General features: G+C 66.6%; 24 protein-coding genes and 1 pseudogene. 8 read left to right on the plus strand and 17 right to left on the minus strand.

The window, feature by feature from the left end; all coding sequences use genetic code 11:
• Positions 1 to 97: 97 nt before the first annotated feature.
• Both NED98_RS01555 and NED98_RS01560 read left to right on the plus strand, forming a co-directional pair.
• Positions 98 to 1,390, plus strand: coding sequence for a L,D-transpeptidase scaffold domain-containing protein (locus tag NED98_RS01555; protein WP_265311619.1), 1,293 nt, complete (start codon positions 98 to 100; stop codon positions 1,388 to 1,390).
• Positions 1,387 to 2,145, plus strand: coding sequence for a DUF427 domain-containing protein (locus NED98_RS01560; RefSeq protein WP_265311620.1), 759 nt, complete (start codon positions 1,387 to 1,389; stop codon positions 2,143 to 2,145). The genes NED98_RS01555 and NED98_RS01560 overlap by 4 nt, the downstream gene beginning before the upstream one ends.
• A 12-nt stretch (positions 2,146 to 2,157) precedes the next feature.
• Here the strand turns inward: NED98_RS01560 and NED98_RS01565 are convergent, their stop codons facing one another.
• Positions 2,158 to 2,385, minus strand: coding sequence for a DUF2795 domain-containing protein (locus tag NED98_RS01565; protein WP_265311621.1), 228 nt, complete (start codon positions 2,383 to 2,385; stop codon positions 2,158 to 2,160).
• Positions 2,386 to 2,439: 54 nt separating this feature from the next.
• Positions 2,440 to 3,105 carry a hypothetical protein gene (locus NED98_RS01570; RefSeq protein WP_265311622.1) on the minus strand — a complete coding sequence of 222 codons (666 nt, stop codon included), beginning with the start codon at positions 3,103 to 3,105 and terminating at the stop codon, positions 2,440 to 2,442.
• A 389-nt stretch (positions 3,106 to 3,494) separates the two neighbouring features.
• Between NED98_RS01570 and NED98_RS01575 the strand changes: the two genes are divergently transcribed.
• On the plus strand, positions 3,495 to 4,295 hold the full coding sequence (locus NED98_RS01575) for a Crp/Fnr family transcriptional regulator (RefSeq protein WP_265311623.1): 801 nt from the start codon (positions 3,495 to 3,497) through the stop codon (positions 4,293 to 4,295).
• Here NED98_RS01575 and NED98_RS01580 read toward each other — a convergent pair.
• Positions 4,292 to 4,837, minus strand: coding sequence for a c-type cytochrome (locus NED98_RS01580; RefSeq protein ID WP_265311624.1), 546 nt, complete (start codon positions 4,835 to 4,837; stop codon positions 4,292 to 4,294). The two genes, NED98_RS01575 and NED98_RS01580, sit on opposite strands and share 4 nt — an antisense overlap.
• 7 nt (positions 4,838 to 4,844) lie before the next feature.
• Entirely contained in the window at positions 4,845 to 5,237 is a 393-nt protein-coding gene (locus NED98_RS01585) for a c-type cytochrome (protein ID WP_265311625.1), read from the minus strand.
• 238 nt (positions 5,238 to 5,475) lie between these two features.
• Between NED98_RS01585 and NED98_RS01590 the strand changes: the two genes are divergently transcribed.
• On the plus strand, positions 5,476 to 7,260 hold the full coding sequence (locus NED98_RS01590) for a thiamine pyrophosphate-requiring protein (protein WP_265311626.1): 1,785 nt from the start codon (positions 5,476 to 5,478) through the stop codon (positions 7,258 to 7,260).
• 4 nt (positions 7,261 to 7,264) lie between these two features.
• Here NED98_RS01590 and NED98_RS01595 read toward each other — a convergent pair whose 3' ends face one another.
• From NED98_RS01595 to NED98_RS01650, 12 genes are all read right to left on the minus strand, one after another.
• Positions 7,265 to 7,390, minus strand: a complete 126-nt coding sequence (locus NED98_RS01595; RefSeq protein ID WP_265311627.1) for a hypothetical protein — start codon at positions 7,388 to 7,390, stop codon at positions 7,265 to 7,267.
• The gene (locus NED98_RS01600; protein WP_265311628.1) at positions 7,387 to 7,869 is read right to left on the minus strand and encodes an aminoacyl-tRNA deacylase; all 483 of its coding nucleotides are present in this window, start codon (positions 7,867 to 7,869) and stop codon (positions 7,387 to 7,389) included. Before NED98_RS01600 ends, NED98_RS01595 begins: the two co-directional genes overlap by 4 nt.
• 50 nt (positions 7,870 to 7,919) lie before the next feature.
• Complete coding sequence (locus tag NED98_RS01605; RefSeq protein ID WP_265311629.1) at positions 7,920 to 8,114, minus strand: hypothetical protein; 195 nt, start codon at positions 8,112 to 8,114, stop codon at positions 7,920 to 7,922.
• 247 nt (positions 8,115 to 8,361) lie between these two features.
• Positions 8,362 to 8,700, minus strand: coding sequence for a c-type cytochrome (locus tag NED98_RS01610; RefSeq protein ID WP_265311630.1), 339 nt, complete (start codon positions 8,698 to 8,700; stop codon positions 8,362 to 8,364).
• Complete coding sequence (locus NED98_RS01615) at positions 8,688 to 9,050, minus strand: hypothetical protein (protein ID WP_265311631.1); 363 nt, start codon at positions 9,048 to 9,050, stop codon at positions 8,688 to 8,690. Before NED98_RS01615 ends, NED98_RS01610 begins: the two co-directional genes overlap by 13 nt.
• A complete protein-coding gene (locus NED98_RS01620) occupies positions 9,047 to 9,658 on the minus strand; it encodes a cytochrome c oxidase subunit 3 (protein WP_265311632.1) in 612 nt (203 codons plus the stop codon). Before NED98_RS01620 ends, NED98_RS01615 begins: the two co-directional genes overlap by 4 nt.
• Positions 9,651 to 11,591, minus strand: coding sequence for a cytochrome c oxidase subunit I (ctaD, locus tag NED98_RS01625; protein ID WP_265311633.1), 1,941 nt, complete (start codon positions 11,589 to 11,591; stop codon positions 9,651 to 9,653). The genes NED98_RS01620 and ctaD overlap by 8 nt, the downstream gene beginning before the upstream one ends.
• Positions 11,588 to 12,538, minus strand: a complete 951-nt coding sequence (coxB, locus tag NED98_RS01630; RefSeq protein ID WP_265311634.1) for a cytochrome c oxidase subunit II — start codon at positions 12,536 to 12,538, stop codon at positions 11,588 to 11,590. The genes ctaD and coxB overlap by 4 nt, the downstream gene beginning before the upstream one ends.
• Positions 12,535 to 13,269 (minus strand): cytochrome c oxidase assembly protein, encoded by a 735-nt coding sequence (locus tag NED98_RS01635; protein WP_265311635.1) that lies wholly within the window; start codon positions 13,267 to 13,269, stop codon positions 12,535 to 12,537. Before NED98_RS01635 ends, coxB begins: the two co-directional genes overlap by 4 nt.
• A 14-nt stretch (positions 13,270 to 13,283) precedes the next feature.
• Complete coding sequence (locus NED98_RS01640; protein WP_265311636.1) at positions 13,284 to 13,736, minus strand: GlcG/HbpS family heme-binding protein; 453 nt, start codon at positions 13,734 to 13,736, stop codon at positions 13,284 to 13,286.
• Between the two features lie 200 nt (positions 13,737 to 13,936).
• A complete protein-coding gene (locus NED98_RS01645) occupies positions 13,937 to 14,551 on the minus strand; it encodes a DUF4142 domain-containing protein (RefSeq protein WP_265311637.1) in 615 nt (204 codons plus the stop codon).
• A gap of 1 nt (position 14,552) precedes the next feature.
• Positions 14,553 to 15,167: a CBS domain-containing protein gene (locus tag NED98_RS01650; RefSeq protein ID WP_265267265.1), complete on the minus strand. Its 615-nt coding sequence runs from the start codon at positions 15,165 to 15,167 to the stop codon at positions 14,553 to 14,555.
• Positions 15,168 to 15,353: 186 nt separating this feature from the next.
• On the opposite strand from NED98_RS01650, the gene NED98_RS01655 reads away from it, so the two are divergent.
• The 3 genes from NED98_RS01655 (at position 15,354) to ligD (ending at position 19,951) form a co-directional block, all read left to right on the plus strand.
• A complete protein-coding gene (locus NED98_RS01655; protein ID WP_265311638.1) occupies positions 15,354 to 16,580 on the plus strand; it encodes an NADH-quinone oxidoreductase subunit D in 1,227 nt (408 codons plus the stop codon).
• 61 nt (positions 16,581 to 16,641) lie between these two features.
• Positions 16,642 to 17,511 (plus strand): non-homologous end joining protein Ku, encoded by an 870-nt coding sequence (gene ku, locus NED98_RS01660; protein ID WP_265311639.1) that lies wholly within the window; start codon positions 16,642 to 16,644, stop codon positions 17,509 to 17,511.
• A 1-nt stretch (position 17,512) separates the two neighbouring features.
• Entirely contained in the window at positions 17,513 to 19,951 is a 2,439-nt protein-coding gene (gene ligD / locus NED98_RS01665) for a DNA ligase D (protein ID WP_265311640.1), read from the plus strand.
• Positions 19,952 to 19,970: 19 nt separating this feature from the next.
• On the opposite strand, the gene amaB is transcribed toward ligD, so the two are convergent.
• Complete coding sequence (gene amaB, locus NED98_RS01670) at positions 19,971 to 21,860, minus strand: L-piperidine-6-carboxylate dehydrogenase (RefSeq protein ID WP_432423284.1); 1,890 nt, start codon at positions 21,858 to 21,860, stop codon at positions 19,971 to 19,973.
• Between the two features lie 18 nt (positions 21,861 to 21,878).
• Between amaB and NED98_RS23360 the strand changes: the two are divergent.
• A pseudogene (locus NED98_RS23360) lies at positions 21,879 to 22,016 on the plus strand (LysR family transcriptional regulator); the annotation flags it as partial.
• Positions 22,017 to 22,025 lie beyond the last annotated feature (9 nt).

The following is a 22,025-nucleotide window of genomic DNA, read 5'->3' on the forward strand; positions in this document are numbered from 1 at the left end:
TGGCGCGTCCGCGGCCCGACCGTTGGGCGGACGCGCCATACTTCGCAATTGGGGGGCACCCGCCGCGGCTTTCTGCGTCTCCGCGGCGGCGATGGGGGTGACGACGCACCAGATCGACCCCGCCGCGATCGCAGCGCGCGGTGCGGTCCTGCTTCCAGGACCTAAACGCGCGCTGAAACAGGCGCTTGCGCAGTCCGACGATACGGCGGTCGCGGACATTTACCGACAGCGCGGCTACCAACCTTTATGGACCGACGCTCAAGGGATTGACGCGACGGGAAAGGCGCTGCTCGTCATCCTGCGCGGCGCGGCAGCGGATGGGCTCGATCCGCGCCGTTATGCGGTTCCGGCGCGATTGGAGGGCGGAGAGGACGCCGCCGCGTCGCGGGCACGGCTCGATCTCGCGCTCACCCACGCCTTTCTCGCTTATGTCCGCGACCTGCATCGCCCCGCCGCAGCCGATGCGATGGCCTATACCGATCCGGCGCTGTCCCCCGATCGCGAATGGCATCGCGTCGCCGGGCTGCTCGGATCACGACCGAGCCCGATCCCCGCGCTCGGCGAGGCGTTGCGCATGCACCCGCTCTACCGCACGCTGCGCGCTTCGCTCGCCGCGACCAGAAGCGCGGCAGCGCCCGACGCGAAACGTGAAGCGCTGCTCCTCGCCAATATGGATCGCCTCCGCGCGCTCCCCGCCGATCCGGGCGTACGATATATTCTGGTCGACACCGCCTCGGCGCAATTATGGATGATCGACCACGGCCGCCCCGCGGGCAGCATGCGCGTGGTGGTCGGCAAGCAAAGATTGCCGACGCCGGCGCTTGCCGGGGTGATGCGGTATGCGGTGCGCAACCCTTATTGGAACGTTCCGCCCGATCTGGTGCGTGAGCGCGGCCGGCGCGCGCTCGCCCAAGGCCCGGGGTTTCTCGCCGCCGAGCGGATCGAATTGCTCTCGTCCTGGGCGGAAAGCGCGCAGGTCCTGCCCCCTGCCGAGGTCGATTGGCGCGCGGTCGCCGACGGGCAGCAGGATCTGCGGATGCGGCAATTGCCCGGCGCAGGGAATATGATGGGATCGATCAAATTCGCGCTTCCCAACCCGCTCGGCATCTACCTCCATGATACGCCCGACAAGGATCTGTTCCGCGGCAGCGATCGTCGCCGCAGCTCGGGTTGCGTCAGGGTCGAAGATGCCGACCGGCTGGCGCGCTGGCTGTTCGACGGGCGGGTGCCGCCCGCGAGCGGCGCAAGCGAGCAGCGGATCGAGCTTCCCACGGCGGTGCCGGTCTTCATCATCTATCTGACCGCGCTTCCCGTCGATGGCACAATCGCCATCTATCCCGACAGCTATCGCCGCGACCCCGCCGTCCCCGTCCGAAGGAGAACCGTATGACCGATCCGCATTTTACGATCGAGCCCAGCGCCAAACGGGTCCGCGCGACGATCGGCGACATCGTGCTGGCGGATTCGATTGCGACCTGGCTGCTGATCGAAGGCTATGCCCCGGTCTATTATTTTCCGCGCGATGACGTGCGCACCGATCTGCTCCGCTCGAGCGGCAGGCGCACCGACAGCGCGGGGCGCGGGACCGCCGATTGGTGGTCGGTCGAAACGCCGGCCAGCGTGCGCGACGACGTGGCGTGGTGTTTCGCGCAGCCCGAACCCGATGCCGAACTGCTCGCCGATCATATCGCGTTCGATTGGGACAAGATCGATCATTGGTTCGAGGAAGACGAGGAAATCTTCGGCCATCCGCGCGATCCGCATCATCGCGTCGACGTTCGCGCGAGCAGCCGGCGGGTCGATGTCTCGCTTGCCGGCGAAACGATCGCCAGCACGACGCATGGGCTGTTCCTGTTCGAAACCGGGTTGCCGCCACGGTGCTACATCCCACCCGAAGACGTGCGATCGGATCTGCTCAGCCCCTCGCCGACCACCAGCATCTGCCCTTACAAGGGCAATGCCTCCTATTGGCACCTGCGCATCGGCCAACATGTGATCGAGGATGCCGTCTGGTCGTATCGCGATCCATTACCCGAATGCCCGCGGATCAGGAATTATTACTGCTTCTACGACGAGAAGGTCGACCGGATCGAGGTCGAGCGGCCGACACCGCTCACGCCCGGACCGGCGGCCGGGCGTCATTGACGAACCTTCGGGTCAATCGCCGCCGCGCGCCGTGCGCGCCGCTTCGCCATAGGCCGCCATGACATCGGCCATCGATTCATAATCGTCGTCGGGCAGGCTGAGAATCACGTCCATCACATCGGGGTCCGCGCCATTGTCCTCGGCCTGCAGCCTGAGATCGCGGCGTGTCGCGGGGAAGTCGATCCCCTTGAGATATTTGCTCACATTGGCGGGCGAATGGCCGCCCAATCCTCTCGTCATGACGAAAGCTCCCAAAAGAAACGGAGCGCCCCGAGGGAGCGCTCCGTCATCCTGTCAGTCGTAGCGACCCCGGCCCGAGCGGCCTTCGTAGCGGCGGCCGTCGCCACGCCCGCGCTCGTCGGGTTCGTCGAGATCGTGCCGCGCGCGCATCGCGCGCTCATGGCGGATCTCGCCGCCGCGACGCCCGATCTCGGAGTGACCCTCATAGTCGCCAAAATAGCCGCCCTGGCCGACATTTTCGGCATGGCCATATTCGTCGCGCGGCGCGTTCATCGCGCGCTCGTGACGGACCTGCCCGCCGCGGCGCCCGATCTCCGAATGACCTTCATAGTCGCCGAAATAGCCGCCCTGACCGACATCTTCCGAATGACCATATTCGTCGCGCGGCGCGCGCATCGCGCGCTCGTGACGGATCTGTCCACCGCGACGCCCGATCTCCGAGTGGCCTTCATAGTCGCCGAAATAGCCGCCCTGACCGACGTCCTCCGACCGGCCATATTCGTCACGCGGTGCGCGCATCGCGCGTTCGTGGCGGATCTGGCCACCGCGACGCCCGATGTCGGCATGGCCTTCGTAGTCGCCGAAATAGCCACCTTGCCCGACATTTTCCGCATAGCGGCCGCGTCCATCCCGACCGCGTTCGTAACGATCATCGTCTTCGTAGCGGCTCGGACGGCCGCGATATTCGCTTCGACTTTCCCGATACATTTCACGTTGCATAGCTGCCTCCTGCGACTGCCTTAATCCAACATTTTCAGGGACTGTATCGAACGTGCCTCGATAACAATTGATCCGGCAGATTCAGCGGTATCTAATCCGGTTTATGGCATTCGCATCCGAACAAGCTGATATTCAATTCTTGACATTACCTATGATACCAAACCCAAGAATCCATATAATATTTACACGAAATAGTTGATTACCGATACTGACCGACCTTTTCCTCATTACTTCCCCGGCACGAGGTGGGGGCGGATCGTGCGGGGGTGCACCGCCGGGCGTGAAAAGCGAACCCTTCGTCGGTTTCGCCGGCGGGTTGCGACGAACCGATGCGGCGCAAGCTGCGCGCTGCCCGTTGTCGCGCTTTCCCCCACGTGCAGGAGCACATCATGCACGACACCTTCGGCCTCATCGCCGAGCCTGCTGCCGCCAAAGCCGATCCGCGCGGCGCGGTCGCGCTGGCCGGCGTCGCCCTCGATCATCGCCGCGCCAACAGCTATCTCGCCCGCCCCGGCGATCGCATGAAGCATATCTTCCTGCTGATCGACGGCTGGGCGGCGCGCTATCGCCTGCTCAGCGACGGGCGCCGCCAGATCACCGCGCTGTTCCTTCCCGGCGACCTGTGCGATCTCGCCTGGCGCGACGGCGGCAAGGACGGCGGCAGGGCGGTGCAGCATGTCATCGCGATCACCGCGATCCGCGCGCTACGCATCGAGCTCGGCACCTTCGAGCGCCAGATCGAATGCGATCCCGGCGCGCGCACGATCGTCGACCATGAGGCGCATCTGCTCGCCGAGGCGCAATGCGAATGGCTCGTCTCATTGGGGCGGCGCAGCGCGGTCGAGCGGCTCGCGCATCTGTTCTGCGAACTGGTCGAGCGGATCGGCGCGGTCAATGCCGGGGGCATCGGGCGGTGCGAGATGCCGCTCACCCAGACCGACATGGCCGATATCACCGGGCTCACCCCGGTCCATGTCAACCGCACCCTCCAGCAGATGCGCCGCTCCGGGCTGATCGAGCTCAAGTCACGCCAGCTCAAGCTGCGCGATTTCGCCAGGATCAAGAAGATCGCCTTCTTCCGGTCCAGCGCCGACAACCCGCCGCTCAAGAACAATCTCTCCGGCGCGCTGCGGTTGTTCCAGGGATTCCCCGCGGCGCAATCGCGGCTCGCCCAGGTGATGTCGGGCTAGCGCCGGCGAGCAGCCGCGGCGCGGCGGAGTTGCGCGAATTGATCGGGGGTCATCATCGGCATCGCCTCGATCAGCGCGACGATCTGCGCGATCTCGCGATCGGACGATATCTCGCCCCAGGCAGGCATGCCGGTCATCTTCACCCCGTCGTGGATCAGCGCGTAGAGCTCGGCGTGCGACCAGCGCGCCGAGGCGTCGACCAGATAGGGCGGGGTCGGCAGCATCGCGCTCACCCAATATGCCCGCGCGATCCCCGGGCCGCCGTGGCAGGCGATACACCGTTGCTCGTAAAGCGCCGCGCCCGCGAGCAATGTCGCGCGATCGAGCGGCAAGCGCGGCACCTCGCGGCGCGCATGGCGGCGCACCGAGCTCAGCATCGTGCGGTGGATCGCCCAGGCGAGCAGCTTGGAATGCGGCTGATCGGCGCCGACGCGAAAGGCGATGCCCGAAAGGAACAAGGCGGCGACCAGCAGCGCGACCACGCCACAGGTCATCACCCCCAGAAACCACCCGGCCACGATCGGTCGGAGAGGCGGCCGCATCACCGGCTCAATGCCGCCCGAGATAGGCGACGATGCCCTGGATCTCGCGATCGCCGAGCGCCTCCTGGGGCATCATATTGCCCGGCACCACCGTGCGTGGTGCCTTGAGATAGCGCGCAAGATTTACAGGAGTATTTGGCAGCACCCCTGCGATCATCCGCCGGCGCGCATAATCGACCAACGGCGGCCCGACCCTGCCGTCGGCGCCCTGGATCCCCGAAATCCGGTGACACGATCCGCACGCATGCTGGGTCAGCGCGATCTGCCCGAGACGCACGAAGGAGACCGCGCGATCCTGTTCGCGCGACGGATGGCAGGCAGCGACCGGAATCGCCAGCGCGACGAGCCACGCCGCGCCGCCGCGGCGATGCGCGGTCCCAAGGGCCGGTCTTTCCGTCATCGTCCTGACGGTGCGGCGGCCGCCGGGGCGTCTTGGCGCGCACGCATATCTGCCTCCTGCATCGGTCAACGCAGGAGCGAGGGCGCGGGTTTCTCGGCACCGTCGCTTCGTCCGCGCGATGCCGACGCCCGCCGCAAATCGCCACGTGGCGGGGATAGCCGCGCGCGCCGGTTCGTTCTGACCGATGACAAGGCGGCGCGACGCGCGCGCCGCGCTACCCGAAACGCGGAGGAACGATATGGCGCGGATGACCAGCGACTTTTTCGTCGAGCGGCTCAAAAGCTGGGGCGTCCGCCGAATCTACGGCTATCCCGGCGACGGCATCAACGGCGTGCTCGGCGCGCTCCAGCGGGTGGAGAAGGACGGCGCCGGAATCGAATTCATCCAGGTGCGGCACGAGGAGATGGCCGCATTCATGGCCGCGGCGCATGCCAAATTCACCGGCGAACTCGGTGTCTGCCTTTCGACCGGCGGGCCGGGCGCGACGCATCTCGTCACCGGGCTCTACGACGCGAGGCTCGATCACGTGCCGGTGCTCGCGATCGCCGGACAGGCGGAGACGACCGTGCGCGGTGCGAGCTATCAGCAGGAACTCAACCTCGACCGGCTGTTCGCCGACGTCGCGGGCTATGTCCAGGAAGTCGCCGCCCCGGCGCAGGCGCGCCACGTGACCGATCGCGCGATCCGCATCGCGATCGCGCGCAACCAGGTGTGCGCGATCATCCTGCCGAAGGACGTGCAGGATTCGCCCTATGAGGAACCGCGGCAACAACATGGCTTCACCCGCTCCGGGCCGGGCTATGCCAAACCTTCGGTCGTGCCGCAGCCGGCCGACCTGCAGCGCGCCGCCGACATCCTCAACGCCGGCGAAAAGGTCGCGATCCTGATCGGCGCCGGCGCGCGCGGCGCCGCCGGCGAGGTGATCGAGATCGCCGACCGCGTCGGCGCCGGGGTCGCCAAGGCCTTGCTCGGCAAGGACGTGCTGCCCGACGATCTGCCGTTCGTCACCGGCGCGATCGGGCTGATCGGCACCAAGCCCTCGTCCGACATGATGCGCGATTGCGATACATTGCTGCTGATCGGCACCGGTTTTCCCTGGGCGGAGTTTCTGCCCAAGGACGGGCAGGCGCGCGCGGTGCAGATCGATATCGACCCGGCGATGCTCGGATTGCGCTATCCGGTCGAGGTCAATCTTCATGGCGACGCAGCCGAGACGCTGCGCGCCTTGCTGCCGCTGATCGAGCGCAAGGCGGACACCGCGTGGCGCGAGACGATCGAGCAGGGCGTCGGCAAATGGTGGGAAACGCTCAGGGAGCGCGCGATGGCCGAGGCGCATCCGGTCAACCCGCAACGCGTGGTGTGGGAAATGTCGCCGCATCTGCCCGCCGATGCGATCGTCACCTCGGATTCGGGTTCATGCGCCAATTGGTATGCGCGCGACTATCGCGTGAAGGCGGGGCAACGCGCGTCGCTGTCGGGCGGGCTGGCCTCGATGGGGGCGGCGGTGCCCTATGCGATCGCGGCGAAATTCGCTTTCCCCGATCGCCCGGTGGTGGCGCTGGTCGGCGATGGCGCGATGCAGATGAACAATATGGCCGAGCTGATCACGGTGCAGAAATATTGGCGCCAGTGGCGCGACCCGCGCTTCATCGTCTGCGTGTTCAACAACGGCGATCTCAACGAAGTGACGTGGGAACAGCGCGTGATGGAGGGAAATCCGCGCTTTGCCGCCAGCCAGGCGCTGCCCAACGTGCCCTATGCCGAATTCGCCGAGCTGATCGGGCTGGCCGGGCTCCACGTCGATCGCCCCGCGGCGCTTGACACCGCATGGCGTACCGCGCTCGAGGCGGAGCGGCCGACAGTGATCGAGGTGATGACCGATCCCAATGTCGCGCCCTTCCCGCCCCATCTGACGCTGGCGCAGGCCAAGGCGTTCATGAGCTCGCTCGCCAAGGGCGATCGCAGCACGGGGCAGATCCTTGCCGATACCGCCCGCCAATTGGTGATGGAAATCACCGGATAGGTGGTCAGCGCGAGCGCGCGAAACCGATGACGACCGCGAGCAGCATGAACGCGATCAGTTCCGCCGCGAGCGTGAGGCGCTGGCGGCGGTTTCGCGAGACGATCTTCCGTCGCGCCTGATCGGGGGTCATTCCATATCCGCCCAGCGTTCGCTGAACCGGCCGTGCAGCGCCGATCGGGTCAGCCGGGCGAATTCGCCGCGGTCGACATGGATCAGCGACCGATGATCGCCGGCCTCGAAATAGACGTCGGGCTGGTCCCACAAGCTGTCGTCGATGATCATCGGGATGCCGTAACCGACCCCCAGCGGCGGCACCGCGCCGACCGCGCAATCATAGAATACCTCCGCCAGTTCCTGCTCGTCCGCCAGCCGCGGCTTGCCGCCCGGCTCGTGGCGAAATTCTTCCAAGTCCACGCGGCGGTCGGACGGGAGGACCGCGAGCAGATATTCGTCGGGCGTATCGAGCAATACCGCCTTGGCGACCTGCTGCGGCGGGATCCGGCACAGCGTGGCGCTCTGCATCGCCGAAACGCTCGGGGGATGTTCCACCAGCGTATAATCGACGTCGAATATATCGAGATATTGGCGGAGCTTGGGTGCAATCGTCATCGAAACGTCTCCTTCGAGCACGTCCCCCTTTCGGGCGTTACCTTAGCCGATCACACCCCTTGCTTTAAATAATATAGATTGAATCCAACGAAGATCATCAAGGCGATCATCGCAATGATGACGAAGGCGGCGGTAAAGCCCCGCCTCATTCGACGCCTTCTGCGATTGTCATGCTGAATCATCGTTGCACCTCGATCGCGGAATAACGCGTCGATCGCCGAACTTCTCCAGCCAATATATTTCATAAACATATATTTACTTTGGATCGCCGCGCGGAACGGAGCGCGCGCGGCGGCAGTTGCCGGGAAATCGTCGCGATCGGAGTTCGCAGATCATGCGCGGGTATCTGCTCGGCCTTGTCGGCATTGCCGCATTACTATCGGCCTGCAACCGGGCGGATCGCGCCGCGGAAATCGCGGGGCCGGGCAATCAGGCGGGAATGGAGTCGATCGGCGACAATAAGAGCGCCGCGACGCCGCAATCTCCGTCCGATCAAGGCTCGTCCAGCGTCGCGAGATAATCGGCGATCGCATCGGCCTGCGCCGGGGTGAGCCCCATATCGGGCATCGCGCCGCCCGGTTGGACCGCCTGCGGGTGAAGCAGGAAATGCCGCATATTGGCCGGGGTGTTGGGCAATCGCCCGGCCAGCGTCGTGCGCCGCGCGATCCCGGCGAGCGGCGGCCCGACCTGCCCGCGTGCGATCGCGACGCCGGGAACGGTGTGGCAAGCGGCGCATTGCGCGGCGATCAGCGCCCTGGGCGCGGCATGGCGGTCCGCGTGGCGGTCGCAGGCTACAAGCAGCGTCAGCGCCAGCAGGATCAGCCGAGGCATTGTGGCACCAGCAGAAAGGCGACCAGCGTGATCAATGTCGCCAGCGCGAAGCCGGCGCCGAGGCACGTTCCCCACAATCCCATGAAGCGGGTGCGTTCCTCCGTCGCATCGCCACGCGCCGCGGCAAATCGGCGCCACGACATGACGCCGGCGAGCGCGGCGGCGAGCGCACACGTCACCAGCAGCGCGATCGCCGCGGCGTAGGTCCAGCGATAGCCGGGGAGCGGCGCGAGGCGCCGTTCGGTCTCGGGAAAGCACGGCCAGCTCGTCATCATCGCGCCGACGCACAATTGCACCAGCCAGGCGATCGGCCCCGTACAGAGCAATAGCGACGCGCGCAGCCCGCTCATCGCGCGAAGCCGAGATAGGGGGTGAGGTAATAAGTCGCGAAGACCAACAGCCACACCGCATCGACGAAATGCCAGTAGAGCACCCCCGCCGACACGACGATCCGTCGCCGCGGCGAGAAGAAATCGAGTGCGACCCACAAGGCGAGCATCGCAAGGATCACCAGCCCCGCGACGACATGCGCCATATGGAATCCGGTGGTGGTGAAATAGAGCGCGGCATAGCTCGACGTGCCGAGGCGATAGGGTTTGATCGACCATTCATAGACCTGCACCGCCGCAAATCCCGCGCCCATCACGAACGCGCCGATCAGCCCGGTCAGCGCCTCCGCGCGACGGCCGCGCTCGACGCCCTTCTCGCCGATCCACGCCACGAGGCTGGAACTCAACAACAGCAAGGTGTTGGGAAGCGCGGGCCACAGCTTCGGCGCCGGTTCGAGCAGCCAACCGGGGCGAGCGCTCGCTGCGGCATAGAAATAGGCAAACAGCAGATAGGCGAACAGCGCCGCTTCGCTCGCGATCAGCGCTCCGACCCCCCATTGCCCCAGCCCGCGGCGCCCGACCGGACCGACCGGCAGCGGACCGGGCGCGGCGGGCATCGCGTCAGCCATGCGCCGGCTCGCGTTCGAGCAATCGGCGTTGCGGCCATAGCCACAGGATCAGCGCGCCGAGCACGAGCAGCGCCCCCAGCGCGATCGCGAGCCACAGCTTGAGCAGCAGCGCGACGAACAATATCCCCAGCGCCACCGCGAGCAGCAGCGGCGCCCAGCTGTCGCACGGCATCTCGACGATCCGATCGGGGATCGCGTCGAGCGGGGTGGTGGTGACCGTCTCCTTCCCGGTATCGAGCATCATGCCGCGCGTGATCGTGCTCCGCGGGGTGTTTTCGTCGAGCGCCTCCTCCCACAAGGGATGACGCGACGCGATCGTCGGGATCACCGCGAAATTATACGGCGCCGGCGGCGACGGCAGCGCCCATTCGAGCGTCGACCCACCCCACGGATCGGCCGGCGCGAGCGCCCCCGCGCGCCAGCTTTTGGCGACATTGACGAAGAACAAAAGCACCCCGATTGCGAAGGCGAAGCTGCCGATCGTCGTGATCATGTTGAGCGCCGACCAGCCCATCTCCGCGGGATAGGTCCACACTCGGCGCGGCATCCCGAACAGCCCGATCAGATGCATCGGCAGGAAACCGAGGTTGAAGCCGAGGAACATCGTCCAGAAGTTCCAGCGCCCGAGCCGCTCGTCCATCATCCGGCCGGTCAATTTGGGAAACCAGAAATAGGTCGCGCCGACGACGGGGAAGACGTTGATCCCGATCAGCACATAATGGAGATGCGCGACGACGAAATACGTGTCGGTGAGCTGCCAGTCGACCGGGACGCTCGCGGTCATGAACCCCGAAACCCCACCGATCACGAACAGCAGGATCATCGCGGCGAAGAACAGGAAGGCGGTCGATCTCACCGGCCGCCCGGTCCAGATCGTCGCCAGCCAGGCGAAGACCGCGACCGCGCTGGGCACCGTGATGACGATCGACGCGCCCGAAAAGAAGCTCAGCGACAGCCCCGGCAGCCCGGTCGCGAACATATGATGCACCCACACCCCGAAGCCGAGGATCATCGTCGCGACGGTGGAAAGCGCGACCAGCGAATAGCCGACCAGCGGGCGGCGGCAGAATACCGGCAGCCCGTCCGATACCATCCCCATCGCCGGAAGGACGATCGCATAGACCCAGGGGTGACCGAACAGCCAGAACAGATGCTGCCACAGCAACGGCTGCCCGCCCCCCGCCGGCCGGAAGAAGCTGGTGCCGAATTGCCGATCGAGCCACAACAGGAAGAAAGCGAGGCTCACCGCGGGCACCACGACCAGATTGGCGACGCTTGCGGTCAGCGTCCCCCAGATCAGGATCGGCAACCGGTCGATCGACATGCCGGGCGCGCGCATCTTGAACGCGGTGACGACGAAATTGGCGGCGCCGACCGCAGTGGAGATGCCGAGCAGCACCATCCCCAAAGCATAGAAATCCTGGTTGAGCCCGGGATTATACTGGCGTTCTGCATAAGGGACGTAGTTGAACCAGCCGTCATTGGGGCCGTTGCCGGTGAGAAAGCCGGTGTAGAGGAACAGAGCGGCGGCGAGATAGACCCAGTAACTGAACGCGTTGAGCCGCGGAAAAGCCATGTCGCGCGCGCCGAGCAGCAGCGGCCAGAGATAGTTGGAGAAGCCCGACAGGACGGGGGACGAATAAAGGAAGATCATCGTCATCCCGTGCATCGAGAAGAAGATGTTGAACTGCTCGGGGGTCATCAGCCTGAGGTCGGGGCCGGCGAGCTGGAGCCGGATCGCCAGCGCCTCGACCCCGCCCAGCGCGAGTAGGACGAAGGCGGTAACGATGTAGCGGATGCCAATCTCCTTGTGGTCGACGGTGGTGAACCAGCCCTTCCACCCCGGCGTGGTCGCCCAGATCGCGTGAAGCCGCGCGCGCAATTCGGGGGTGTCGTCGTCGATCGCGGGGACACGCAGCGCCGCGGGGGTCATTTGAGTGTGACCAGATAGGCGAGCATATCGCCGAGCTGCTGCCCGGTGAGCTGCTGATCGGGCATCAACGCGCCGGGCTTGCTCGTCTGCGGCGCCCGCACCCAGCCGGCGAGGCTGCCGCGCGTATTGGGCAGCGTGCCAGCGGCGATCAGCCGGCGGCTCATCAGATGCGTGAGATCGGGGGCGGTCGACCCCGCCGCCCTGGCGCCGCGCACCGCGTGGCACGAGGCGCAGTGGGATTGGAAAACGCGCGCGCCGCGCTGCGCAGCGTCGCTCGACGGGGGCGGCGCGGTCTGCAGCTGCGCGCGGCGCCATCGTTCGAACGCCGCGGGTGGCTCGGCGACCACCTCGAACGCCATCTTGGCATGTTCGAGCCCGCAGAATTCGGCGCATTGCCCGCGGTAGCGGCCGGGCACGTCGGCCGCGAGCCAGGTGAGGTTGGTCTGGCCGGGGATCGCGTCGGTCTTACCCGAGAGCTGCGGTACCCAGAAACTGTGGATCACGTCGCCGCCGTGGAGCCGCACCAGCACCCGCGCGCCGGTGGCGATATGGATTTCGTTGGCGGTGACGAAACGGTCGGCAGGATCGCGCGCGTCATAGCGCACTTCCCACCAATATTGCCGCGGGGTCACGTCGAGCACCAGCGCCGGCGATCGCGGTGGCCCGGCGACGCGGCCGAGCGCGGCCATCGTCCACACCAAGGTGACGATAAGCGGCAGCGCGCTCAGCACGAGTCCCCATTTGATCCACGCCAGTCCGTGATCGTCGCCCGCGACGATCGCCGTCGGAAGCGCGCGGCCACGCGGGTGCACGATCGCCGCGAGCAGCAACACCGCGACCACCATGCCGACGATCACCGACACCGCGAGCACGAACCAGGTGAGCGGGACGATCGCCGCCGCGCGCTCGCCCGCGCTGGTGAGATAGCCGAGCGGCGGCGCGCTCATGCCGCGGCGCGGTCCATCGCGCGCCACGTCGCGGCGAGCGAGCGCAGCGCCACCCACAGGAACAACAGGCACCCCGGCACCCACATCACCACCCCGCCGAGCTGCTGGTCGGCGAGCGGGGTCAGCCCCCAGGCCGTGGTGGTGAGATAATGCGGGCGGTACATCGGCCATGATGCGAGCGCGATCACCGCGCCGAGTAGCCCCATCTGCATCGACGCCACGACCCCGGCGGCCAGCGCCGACGGGCCGTGCTGGCGCAGCAACGCGGCCCATAACCAGATTCCGGTGCCGAACAGCGAGAGATGCATCAGCCAATAAGTCACCGGCGAGGCAAAGGTCGCCGCATAAGGCGCGGGCATGTGCCAGAACCACAAGGTGAGGAAGAATGTGACGCTCGCGCCCCACAAGCTCGCCGGGCGCCGCAACGCCGGCCGATCGGGCAAGGCGCCGGCGATCAGCGGCGCGGCGGCGAGCAGCAGGATCATATGCTGTGCGACCCGCGCCGAGAACAGCGCCACCGAGAGCGCGCACAGTGGCGAGACCAAAGCGGCGGCGGCGATGGCCCAGCCAGCAGCGGCCGGCGCGACCGGGCGCGCGGCGCGGCGGTTAGCGACGATATGGAACGCGGCCAGCGCGAACAGCGCAGCGATCAGGACCGGATCGAGGTTGAACCGCCCGATCAGCGCGCCGGGAAGCGGCGGGGCGCCGCAATAGGACAGGCCCGGTGGCACGGCGCGGCCCGCGCTCAGGCCGGCACGTAATCGGCGTGGCGCGACCGCTCCTCCTCGAACGCCGCGAGCGCGGCATCGACCACCGCCTGATCCTGATCGGCCGTGCCGCCACTCGATCCGATCGCCCCGACCACCGCGTCGCCGAGCTTCACCGGCGCGCCGCCGCCGAGGATGACGATGCGGCCGTCATGGGTGTTCTGCACCCCGAACAGCGGCTTGCCCGGCGCGGCGAGCCGCGCGAGATCCTGCGTCGGCATGTCGAAGGCGCGCGCGGCGAATGCCTTGTGGATCGCGATATCGATCGCGCCGATCCACGCCCCGTCCATCCGCGCAAAAACGAGCAGATTGCCGCCGGCGTCGACCACCGCGATGGCCGACGGCACCTGAATCTGCGCTGCCTTGGCCTCCGCGGCCATCACCAGCCGGCGCGCGTCGCCGAGCGAAAGCGTATCGATGGTCATCACCATAGGGGCTCTCCTGTCAGCCCCCACCAACGCTTTGTCGCTGGCGCCAGATCCGCAGGGGTTGCGGGATTCTGGCGGTTTTAATTTAGGTTAGGACATCGCTGGCGCTGGCATCCCCCCTCCTTGTGCTCCCGCCTTCGCGGGGACACAAAGGGGCTCCACCGTCGCCCACGTTATGGCAAATAGCCGAGCGTCGATCCGACCTAACGGATCGCCGCGCGGCGCGCCGCGTCGAGCGCCTTGGCGTGCTGGAGATGTCGGCGGACCACCGGCGCGATCGCCGCCGCCGCGGCCTTGAGCGGCGCGACATCGCCGTGCCGCGCATAATCCTTCATCAGCGACAGCGCGCGCTCATGCGCATCGATTTGCCCCGTCAGATAATCGCGATCGAAGTCCGCGCCCCTGCGCCGCCCGAGCTCGGCGAGCTTTTCCATCTGCTCGTTGGTCAGCTTCGGATCGGGGCTAATCGCTGGGGTCGCGCGCGCCGCGGCCGCCTTGATCGTCGCGGCCGAGCGGGTGTGCGCCGCGATCATCTCGCGCGCGAACGCCTTGAGCCTGGCCGACGCGGCATTGGCCCCGGCCAGCTTCGCCGCGGCGATTTCGAAGGCGTCGCTGCGCGCGGCGGTATCGGCGAAATCCTGCCCGTTGGGGGTCCGCGCCAGCGCGTCCTTCATCGAATCCGCCGCATTGACCGCGCTGTTGCCGATGCTGGCGAGCACCGCCGCGGTGGCGTTGCTGGTGTCGTCGGTATTTTCCGCGACGCGCTGGTGGCAACCGACGAGCGCGAGCAGCGCGACCGGCAAAAGCGCCGCCCGCATGCTATACGGCCTGCGAATGAAGCGCGCTCGGCCGCGCGATCTCGCACAATACCTTGCCGGCGCGCGCCATATCGCCGTTGCCGGCAACGTCACTGAGCGAAAGGATGCCGACCAGCCTTTTGTCACGATCGACCACCGGCAGACGGCGGATCTGCATATCGGCCATATTGGCGAGCACGTCGCCGATATCGTCATCCTCGAAGCAATAGAGCACTTCGCTGCTCATCACCGCGCGGACCTTGGCATTGGGCTGAAGGCTCATGCCCACGCCGCGGATCGCGATGTCGCGATCGGTGACCATCCCGACCAGCCGGTCGTCGAGCGCCACCGGCAGAACCCCGGCATCGATCGTCGCCATCAGCACCGCGGCTTCCTCGATCGTTTCGTCGGGATCGATCAGCCGCACCTCGCGGGTCATGCAATCGCGCACCTGCATCTCGATACTCCTCGCCGGTTCGCCCTCGGTCTCATGCGCGCGCGCGGCGTAGCGCCGCGCCAGATCGCGGTGCGCGGCATGCGCCTCGTCGCCGTCGGCATGCGCCGCGGCCGCGCGCTCGTCCGCCTCGCGCCGCTGCAGATAGGCGTGCTCGCCTTCGCGATTGCGATCGATAGTCATGGGTCACCTGTCTCCCCGTGACGCATTGGCCTGCAGCAACGCTACGAATGACCGCCGACGGCGGTTTCAACGCCCCGCGCGGCGATGTGACGAGCCGAGCCCTCCGCCCGACCGGACGCATCTCGCCACCGAACCAACCCGCGCGCCACGGGTTGGTTGTCGATCGGGCCGCGGAGCGAGGATGCGATGGCCGACGACATCACGATCGATGCGATTCACGCCGCCGAGACGCCGGGCGATATCGCGATCCACAATTACACGCTCAATTTCGGGCCGCAGCACCCTTCGGCGCACGGCGTGCTGCGGCTGGTGATGGAGCTCGACGGCGAGGTGATCGAGCGGATCGATCCGCATATCGGGCTGCTCCACCGCGGCACCGAGAAACTGATCGAGTACAAGACCTATCTTCAGGCGCTGCCCTATCTCGACCGGCTCGATTACGTCTCCCCGCTCAACCAGGAGCACAGCTTCGTCCTCGCGATCGAGAAACTGCTCGACTTGGCGGTGCCGCCGCGCGGGCAATATCTGCGCGTGCTTTTCGCCGAACTGGCGCGAATTTCCAATCACCTGCTCGCGGTGGGCAGCCATATCTTCGACGTCGGCGCGATGACCCCCAATCTGTGGATGTTCGACCTGCGCGAGGATTGCGTCAATTTCCAGGAGCGCGTGTCGGGTGCCCGGATGCACGCCAATTGGTTCCGCCCCGGCGGGGTGCGTTATGACGCGCCGCCGAAATTGCTCGACGATATCGGCGTCTGGCTCGACACGCGGCTGCCGCGCTTGTTCGAGGATGCGTTGGCGCTGGTCGCGGACAATCGCATCTTCAAGGAACGCAATGTCGATATCGGCGTGGTCGGGCGCGACGATGCGATCGCCTGGGGCTTTTCGGGACCGATGCTGCGTGCCTCCGGCGTGCCGTGGGATTTGCGCAAGGCGCAGCCCTATGACGTCTATGCCGCGATGGAATTCGACGAGCCGGTGGGGAGCCGGGGCGATTGCTATGACCGGATGATGGTGCGCGCCGAGGAAATCCGCCAATCGGCGCGGATCGTGCGGCAATGCCTCGACGCGCTGCCCGGCGGCCCGATCGCGAGCGACGACCGCAAGGTCGTCCCGCCGCGGCGCCTCACGATGAAAAGCTCGATGGAGGCGCTGATCCATCATTTCAAACTCTATACCGAGGGATTTCACGTCCCCGCCGGCGAGGTCTATGTCGCGACCGAGAGCCCGAAGGGCGAGTTCGGCGTTTATCTGATCGCCGACGGCTCGAACCAGCCGTATCGCTGCAAGATCCGCCCCACCGGGTTCAGCCATCTGCAGGCGGTGGATTTCATGTCACGCGGGCATATGCTGGCCGACATCACCGCGATCCTCGGCTCGCTCGATATCGTGTTCGGCGAGATCGATCGCTGAGGGAACCGTTCGGCCCCGCGCGGGATTGATCATCGATCCTTCACCAAGCGGAGGCAAGCCGATGCCCGCGCGCGCTTATTGGCAGGGCCAGATCCGTCTGGCGCTCGTTTCGATCCCGGTGGAAATCTATTCCGCCACCAAGAGCGGCGCGGCGATCTCGTTCCGCCAGATCCACGAGCCCTCGGGCAAGCGCATCCATTATGAGAAAGTGGTCGACGGCATCGGCCCGGTCGACCCCGACGAGATCATGAAGGGGTTCGAGATCGCCAAGGGCGATTATGTCCTGCTCGACGAGGAGGAAATCGCCGGGGTCAAGCTGGAGAGCAAGCGCACGCTCGAGCTGACCCAGTTCGTCGATCTCGCCGATGTCGACGCGATCTATTACGACCGGCCTTATTATGTCGTCCCCGCCGACGATCTGGCCGACGAGGCGTTCATCGTGCTGCGCGAGGCGCTGCGCCGCGCGAAGAAGGTCGGGCTTGGCCAGCTCGCGCTGCGCGGGCGCGAATATGTCGTCGCGCTGAAGCCGTGCGGGCGCGGGATGGTGCTGGAAACGCTGCGCTATGCCGACGAGGTCAACAAGGCCGCGGGCTATTTCCGCGACATTCCCGATGCCAAGCCCGACGAGGATCTGCTCGATCTCGCCACCACGTTGATCGAGAAGAAATCGGGCAAGTTCGATGCGTCCGAATTCCACGATCGCTATGTCGACGCGCTGCGCGAGCTGATCGACCGCAAGCTCAAGTCGAAGACCGGCAAGGTCAGCCTCGACCTGGAGGAGGAACGCGCCCCGGCGCGTGGATCGAACGTGATCGATCTGATGGCGGCGCTCAAGAAGTCGCTCGACCGCCCCGCCGCGCCCGCCGCCAAATCCGCAACCTCGGCCGCCAAGACGAAGAAGCCGGCCGCACCGCGCCGCAAGCGAGCATGACATGGCCAAGGCCGATCCGCTCGAAACCTATAACCGCAAACGCGATTTCTCGAAGACACGCGAACCCAAGGGGACGCGCGCCGCCGAAAGCGGTAATCTGTTCGTCGTCCAGAAGCATGACGCGACCCGGCTGCACTGGGATTTCCGGCTCGAAATGGACGGCGTGCTCAAAAGCTGGGCGGTAACGCGCGGGCCGAGCCTCGATCCCGAGGACAAGCGCCTCGCGGTGCGCACCGAGGATCACCCGATGTCCTATGCGCGGTTCGAAGGGACGATCCCCAAGGGCCAATATGGCGGCGGCACCGTGATGCTGTGGGACGAAGGGACATGGGAGCCGGTCGGCGGCAAGGATCCGTCGAAGACGATCGAGCAAGGCCATCTCCACTTCACCCTCCACGGCGCGCGGATGAAGGGCGAGTGGCTGCTGGTGCGGATGAAGCCGCGGCCCGGCGAGAAGGGCGAAAACTGGCTGCTGCGCAAGGTCGAGGATCAATATGCCGGCGCGTCGGGCGAGCTGGTCGACCGCGCGCTGACCAGCGTATCGAGCGGGCGAACGATGCTGCAGATCGCCGACGGCGCGGCGCCGCGCAAGACAAGCGGCAAGTTGCGCAAAAAAGCCGCGCTCCCCGCGTTTCGCGATGTCCAGCTCGCCACCCTGGTCGATCATGTCCCGACCGGGGCGGGGTGGCTCCACGAGGTCAAATATGACGGCTATCGCGCACTGATCGCAGTCGCCGGGAAAGAGGCGCGCGCCTTTACCCGCCACGGGCTCGACTGGTCGGATCGCTTCGCGCCGATCGTGACGGCCTTCGCCGATCTCGGCCTCGCATCGGCGCTGATCGACGGCGAGGTGGTGGCGTTCGATCAAGACGGGCGGCCGAGCTTCTCCGCGCTGCAGGCCGCGCTCAAGGACGGCGGCGCGCTGCATTATTTCGCCTTCGACCTGCTCGAAGAAGCGGGCGAGGATCTGACGCCGCTCGGCAATGCCGCGCGCAAGGAACGGCTCGCCGCGCTGCTCGCGGGCGCCGAAGCGCCGATCCATTATGCCGAGCATCTCGCCGCGGGCGGGGAGAAGCTGTTCGCGCAATTATGTCGCGAGGGATATGAAGGCGTCGTCTCGAAACGCGCCGACGCGCGCTATCGCGGCACCCGCACGCACGATTGGCTCAAGACCAAATGCACCCGGCGGCAGGAATTCGTCATCATCGGCCATCTCGAGAGCGACCGGCCGGGGCGCGACCTGCGCAGCCTTGCGCTCGGGCTCTACGAGGGCGACACGCTGCGTTATGCAGGCCGGGTCGGCACCGGCTTCGACGCCGATACGCGCGACTTGCTGCTCGCCAAGCTCAAGCCGCTTGCGCGCAAGACCGCCCCGACCGAGGTGCCGCGCGCCGCATCGCGCGGGGTGCGCTGGGTCGAGCCGAAGCTCGTCGCCGAAGTGGCGTTCGCCGAATTCACCGCCGATCACGTCATCCGCCACGCAAGCTTCATCGGACTGCGTGAAGACAAGGAAGCGCAGGAGATCGTGCCCGAAACCCCCGCCAGCGCCCCCACCGATACGGTCCCCGACGCCGCGCCGTTCGGCATCACGATCACCCACCCCGATCGCGTGATCTATCCCAAGAGTGGCACCACCAAGGGCGAGCTCGCGGCTTATTATGCGCAGCTCGCCGAGCCGATGCTGCAATGGCTCGCGGACCGCCCGGTCAGCCTGGTGCGCTGCCCGCAAGGGCGCGGCAAGCAATGCTTTTTCCAGAAGCACGATTCAGGCGCGTTCGGCGACAAGGTCGATCATGTCGCGATCCGCGAGAAGAAGGGCGGGGTCGAGGATTATCTGGTCGTCAACGACGAGGTCGGGCTGCTCACCTGCGTCCAGATGAACACGATCGAATTCCACGGCTGGGGCGCGCGCGCCAGCGATGTCGAACACCCCGATCGGATGATCTTCGATCTCGATCCCGAGGAAGGGCTCGATTTCGCCGAGGTGCGCCGCGCCGCGGTGCAATTGCGCGACCTGCTTGGCGAAATGGGGCTGGCGAGCTTTGCGATGGCGAGCGGCGGCAAGGGGGTGCATGTCGTCGTCCCGCTCGACGCGACCGCCGACTGGCCGGCGGTGAAGGATTTCGCGAGCCGGTTCGCCCGTGCGGTCGCCGAGGCGCATCCCAAGCGCTTCACCGCCAATATGCGCAAGATCGAGCGGCGCAACCGCATCTTCCTCGATTGGCTGCGCAACGAGCGCGGCGCGACCGCGGTGCTGCCTTATTCGGCGCGCGCGCGCGATGCCGCGACGGTCGCCGCGCCGATTACCTGGGCCGAGCTCGACGTGCTGAGCGACGCGCGGCCGTTTACGATCGTCGATGCGGCGCGGCTGATCGACCGCGCCGGCAGCCGCGACCTGAGCGACTGGGGTATCGCCCGGCAGCAGCTTCCGGCGCTGTGAAGAGAGGCAGATGCCCGGGCTACAGGTCGAAACGTATCCCCTGCGCGAGCGGCAGGCTGCGCGAATAATTGATCGTCGAGGTCTGGCGCCGCATATAGCCCTTCCACGCATCCGAACCGGACTCGCGGCCACCCCCGGTTTCCTTCTCGCCGCCGAACGCCCCGCCGATCTCGGCACCCGACGGGCCGATGTTCACATTGGCGATTCCGCAATCCGATCCCGCCGCAGAGAGGAATTCCTCCGCCTCGCGGACGTCATTGGTGAAGATGCAGGACGAAAGCCCCTGGGGAACATCGTTCTGCAGCGCGATCGCCTCTTCGAACCGGTCGTAACGCATCGCGTAAAGGATCGGCGCAAAGGTCTCGCGGCACACGATCGCGGTCTGGCCGGGCATTTCGACCAGCGCCGGGCGGACGTAGAAAGCATCGGGATAGCGATCGCCCTCCACGCGCTCGCCGCCGTAGACGGTTCCGCCTTCCGCAACCGCCTGCGCCAGCGCGCCCTGCATGGCGTCGAACGACGCTTTTTCGAAGAGCGGCCCCATATAAGTCGCCTCGTCGAGCGGATCGCCGATCGCGACCGCGTCGATCACCGCCTTCAGCCGCGTGACGAGACGATCGTAAACCTCGCGGTGGGCGACCAGCCGGCGCAAGGTGGTGCAGCGCTGACCCGACGTACCGATCGCCGAGAAGGCGATCGCGCGAACCGCGAGTTCCAGATCCGCGCTCGGCGCGACGATCATCGCGGCATTGCCGCCGAGCTCCAGGATCGGCCGGGCAAACCGGCGCGCCAAACGCTCGCTGACCGCGCGTCCCATGCGCGTGGATCCTGTCGCGGACATGATCGCGACGCGTTCGTGGTCGCTCAGCACCTCGCCGATCGCCGCGCCGCCGATCACCACCTGGAGCAGGTCATCGGGCGCGTCACCGAAGCGCGCGAGCGCCCGGTCGCACAGGCGCTGCACCGCCAATGCGGTCAGCGGCGTCTTCTCCGAAGGCTTCCAGACCACCGAATTCCCGCAAACGAGCGCCAGCGCCGCGTTCCACGCCCAGACGGCAACGGGAAAATTGAACGCGCTGATGACGGCGCAGACGCCCATCGGATGCCATGTCTCGCGCATCGCATGGCCCGGCCGCTCCGATGCGATAGTCAGGCCGTAGAGCTGGCGCGAAAGCCCGACCGCAAAGTCGCAGATGTCGATCATCTCCTGGACTTCGCCGAGCGCCTCCTGGCGGATCTTGCCCATTTCGAGCGAGACGAGCGCGCCGAGATCGGCCTTCGCGGCGCGCAGCTCCTCCCCGAGCAGACGCACGAGCTCGCCGCGGCGTGGCGCCGGCACATTGCGCCAGGCCAGAAAAGCGCGGTGCGCGCCGTCGACCGCGGCCGCCGCCTGCACGCCCGTATGCGCTTCGACCGAGGCGATGCGGTCCCCGGTGATCGGCGTGAAAACCGGCATGCCGCCGGGAACATTCGCGTGTTCGGAGAGATCGCATGCCGCGAGAATCCCCGCAAATCTCCGATCCCTCTCATTCGGCGGCAGATCGATCTCCCCCGTCAACGTCGACGCTTGAGGGTGCAGCGGGTCGGATATGGACATGGGTCGAGCTTTCCAGTGAGGGATTGCGTTATCGGTTTCGGATCGCGCGTGCGATATCCTGTGGCTCGGCCGTTGCCGGCAGCGGCGCGAGCGCGAAGGAATATTCGGTAATCGCGTGGGGACATCGGCGTACTCCGCCGACAATAGGCCGTGGCAGCGCGGAAGAAACTGATTTAAGCGCATCACCTCTTGAGAATTATCGATGAGGAACCGAGCAGCGATCGGAAGCACTTGCGCACTGCTGCGCTGAACGATCGGATGCAGCCGGCCGCTTGCCGCCGCGCCGGGCCGGGCCTGATCGCCGGGGGGCATAGGATCATGTTTCAAAGAATGGGGGTCCACCTCCCGTCGATCACGGCGCTTCTCGCGTTCGAATCGGTCGCGCGTCTCAAGAGCGTAACGGCCGCCGCGCGCGAACTCTGCCGGACGCAGAGCGCGATCAGCCGCCAGATATCGACGCTCGAGGAACAGCTCGGC

It is taken from the genome of Sphingomonas lycopersici, from assembly GCF_026130605.1.
GTDB classification, from domain to species: Bacteria; Pseudomonadota; Alphaproteobacteria; order Sphingomonadales; family Sphingomonadaceae; genus Sphingomonas; species Sphingomonas lycopersici.

What these genes read in the sequence shown, in the direction of transcription:
- NED98_RS01560 (WP_265311620.1), top strand. Translation starts at nt 1,387, where the DNA reads ATGACCGATCCGCATTTTACGATCGAGCCCAGCGCCAAACGGGTCCGC.
- NED98_RS01565 (WP_265311621.1), bottom strand. Translation starts at nt 2,385, where the DNA reads ATGACGAGAGGATTGGGCGGCCATTCGCCCGCCAATGTGAGCAAATAT.
- NED98_RS01570 (WP_265311622.1), bottom strand. Translation starts at nt 3,105, where the DNA reads ATGCAACGTGAAATGTATCGGGAAAGTCGAAGCGAATATCGCGGCCGT.
- NED98_RS01575 (WP_265311623.1), top strand. Translation starts at nt 3,495, where the DNA reads ATGCACGACACCTTCGGCCTCATCGCCGAGCCTGCTGCCGCCAAAGCC.
- NED98_RS01580 (WP_265311624.1), bottom strand. Translation starts at nt 4,837, where the DNA reads ATGCGGCCGCCTCTCCGACCGATCGTGGCCGGGTGGTTTCTGGGGGTG.
- NED98_RS01585 (WP_265311625.1), bottom strand. Translation starts at nt 5,237, where the DNA reads ATGACGGAAAGACCGGCCCTTGGGACCGCGCATCGCCGCGGCGGCGCG.
- NED98_RS01590 (WP_265311626.1), top strand. Translation starts at nt 5,476, where the DNA reads ATGGCGCGGATGACCAGCGACTTTTTCGTCGAGCGGCTCAAAAGCTGG.
- NED98_RS01595 (WP_265311627.1), bottom strand. Translation starts at nt 7,390, where the DNA reads ATGACCCCCGATCAGGCGCGACGGAAGATCGTCTCGCGAAACCGCCGC.
- NED98_RS01600 (WP_265311628.1), bottom strand. Translation starts at nt 7,869, where the DNA reads ATGACGATTGCACCCAAGCTCCGCCAATATCTCGATATATTCGACGTC.
- NED98_RS01605 (WP_265311629.1), bottom strand. Translation starts at nt 8,114, where the DNA reads ATGAAATATATTGGCTGGAGAAGTTCGGCGATCGACGCGTTATTCCGC.
- NED98_RS01610 (WP_265311630.1), bottom strand. Translation starts at nt 8,700, where the DNA reads ATGCCTCGGCTGATCCTGCTGGCGCTGACGCTGCTTGTAGCCTGCGAC.
- NED98_RS01615 (WP_265311631.1), bottom strand. Translation starts at nt 9,050, where the DNA reads ATGAGCGGGCTGCGCGCGTCGCTATTGCTCTGTACGGGGCCGATCGCC.
- NED98_RS01620 (WP_265311632.1), bottom strand. Translation starts at nt 9,658, where the DNA reads ATGGCTGACGCGATGCCCGCCGCGCCCGGTCCGCTGCCGGTCGGTCCG.
- ctaD (WP_265311633.1), bottom strand. Translation starts at nt 11,591, where the DNA reads ATGACCCCCGCGGCGCTGCGTGTCCCCGCGATCGACGACGACACCCCC.
- coxB (WP_265311634.1), bottom strand. Translation starts at nt 12,538, where the DNA reads ATGAGCGCGCCGCCGCTCGGCTATCTCACCAGCGCGGGCGAGCGCGCG.
- NED98_RS01640 (WP_265311636.1), bottom strand. Translation starts at nt 13,736, where the DNA reads ATGGTGATGACCATCGATACGCTTTCGCTCGGCGACGCGCGCCGGCTG.
- NED98_RS01645 (WP_265311637.1), bottom strand. Translation starts at nt 14,551, where the DNA reads ATGCGGGCGGCGCTTTTGCCGGTCGCGCTGCTCGCGCTCGTCGGTTGC.
- NED98_RS01650 (WP_265267265.1), bottom strand. Translation starts at nt 15,167, where the DNA reads ATGACTATCGATCGCAATCGCGAAGGCGAGCACGCCTATCTGCAGCGG.
- NED98_RS01655 (WP_265311638.1), top strand. Translation starts at nt 15,354, where the DNA reads ATGGCCGACGACATCACGATCGATGCGATTCACGCCGCCGAGACGCCG.
- ku (WP_265311639.1), top strand. Translation starts at nt 16,642, where the DNA reads ATGCCCGCGCGCGCTTATTGGCAGGGCCAGATCCGTCTGGCGCTCGTT.
- ligD (WP_265311640.1), top strand. Translation starts at nt 17,513, where the DNA reads ATGGCCAAGGCCGATCCGCTCGAAACCTATAACCGCAAACGCGATTTC.
- amaB (WP_432423284.1), bottom strand. Translation starts at nt 21,860, where the DNA reads ATGCCCCCCGGCGATCAGGCCCGGCCCGGCGCGGCGGCAAGCGGCCGG.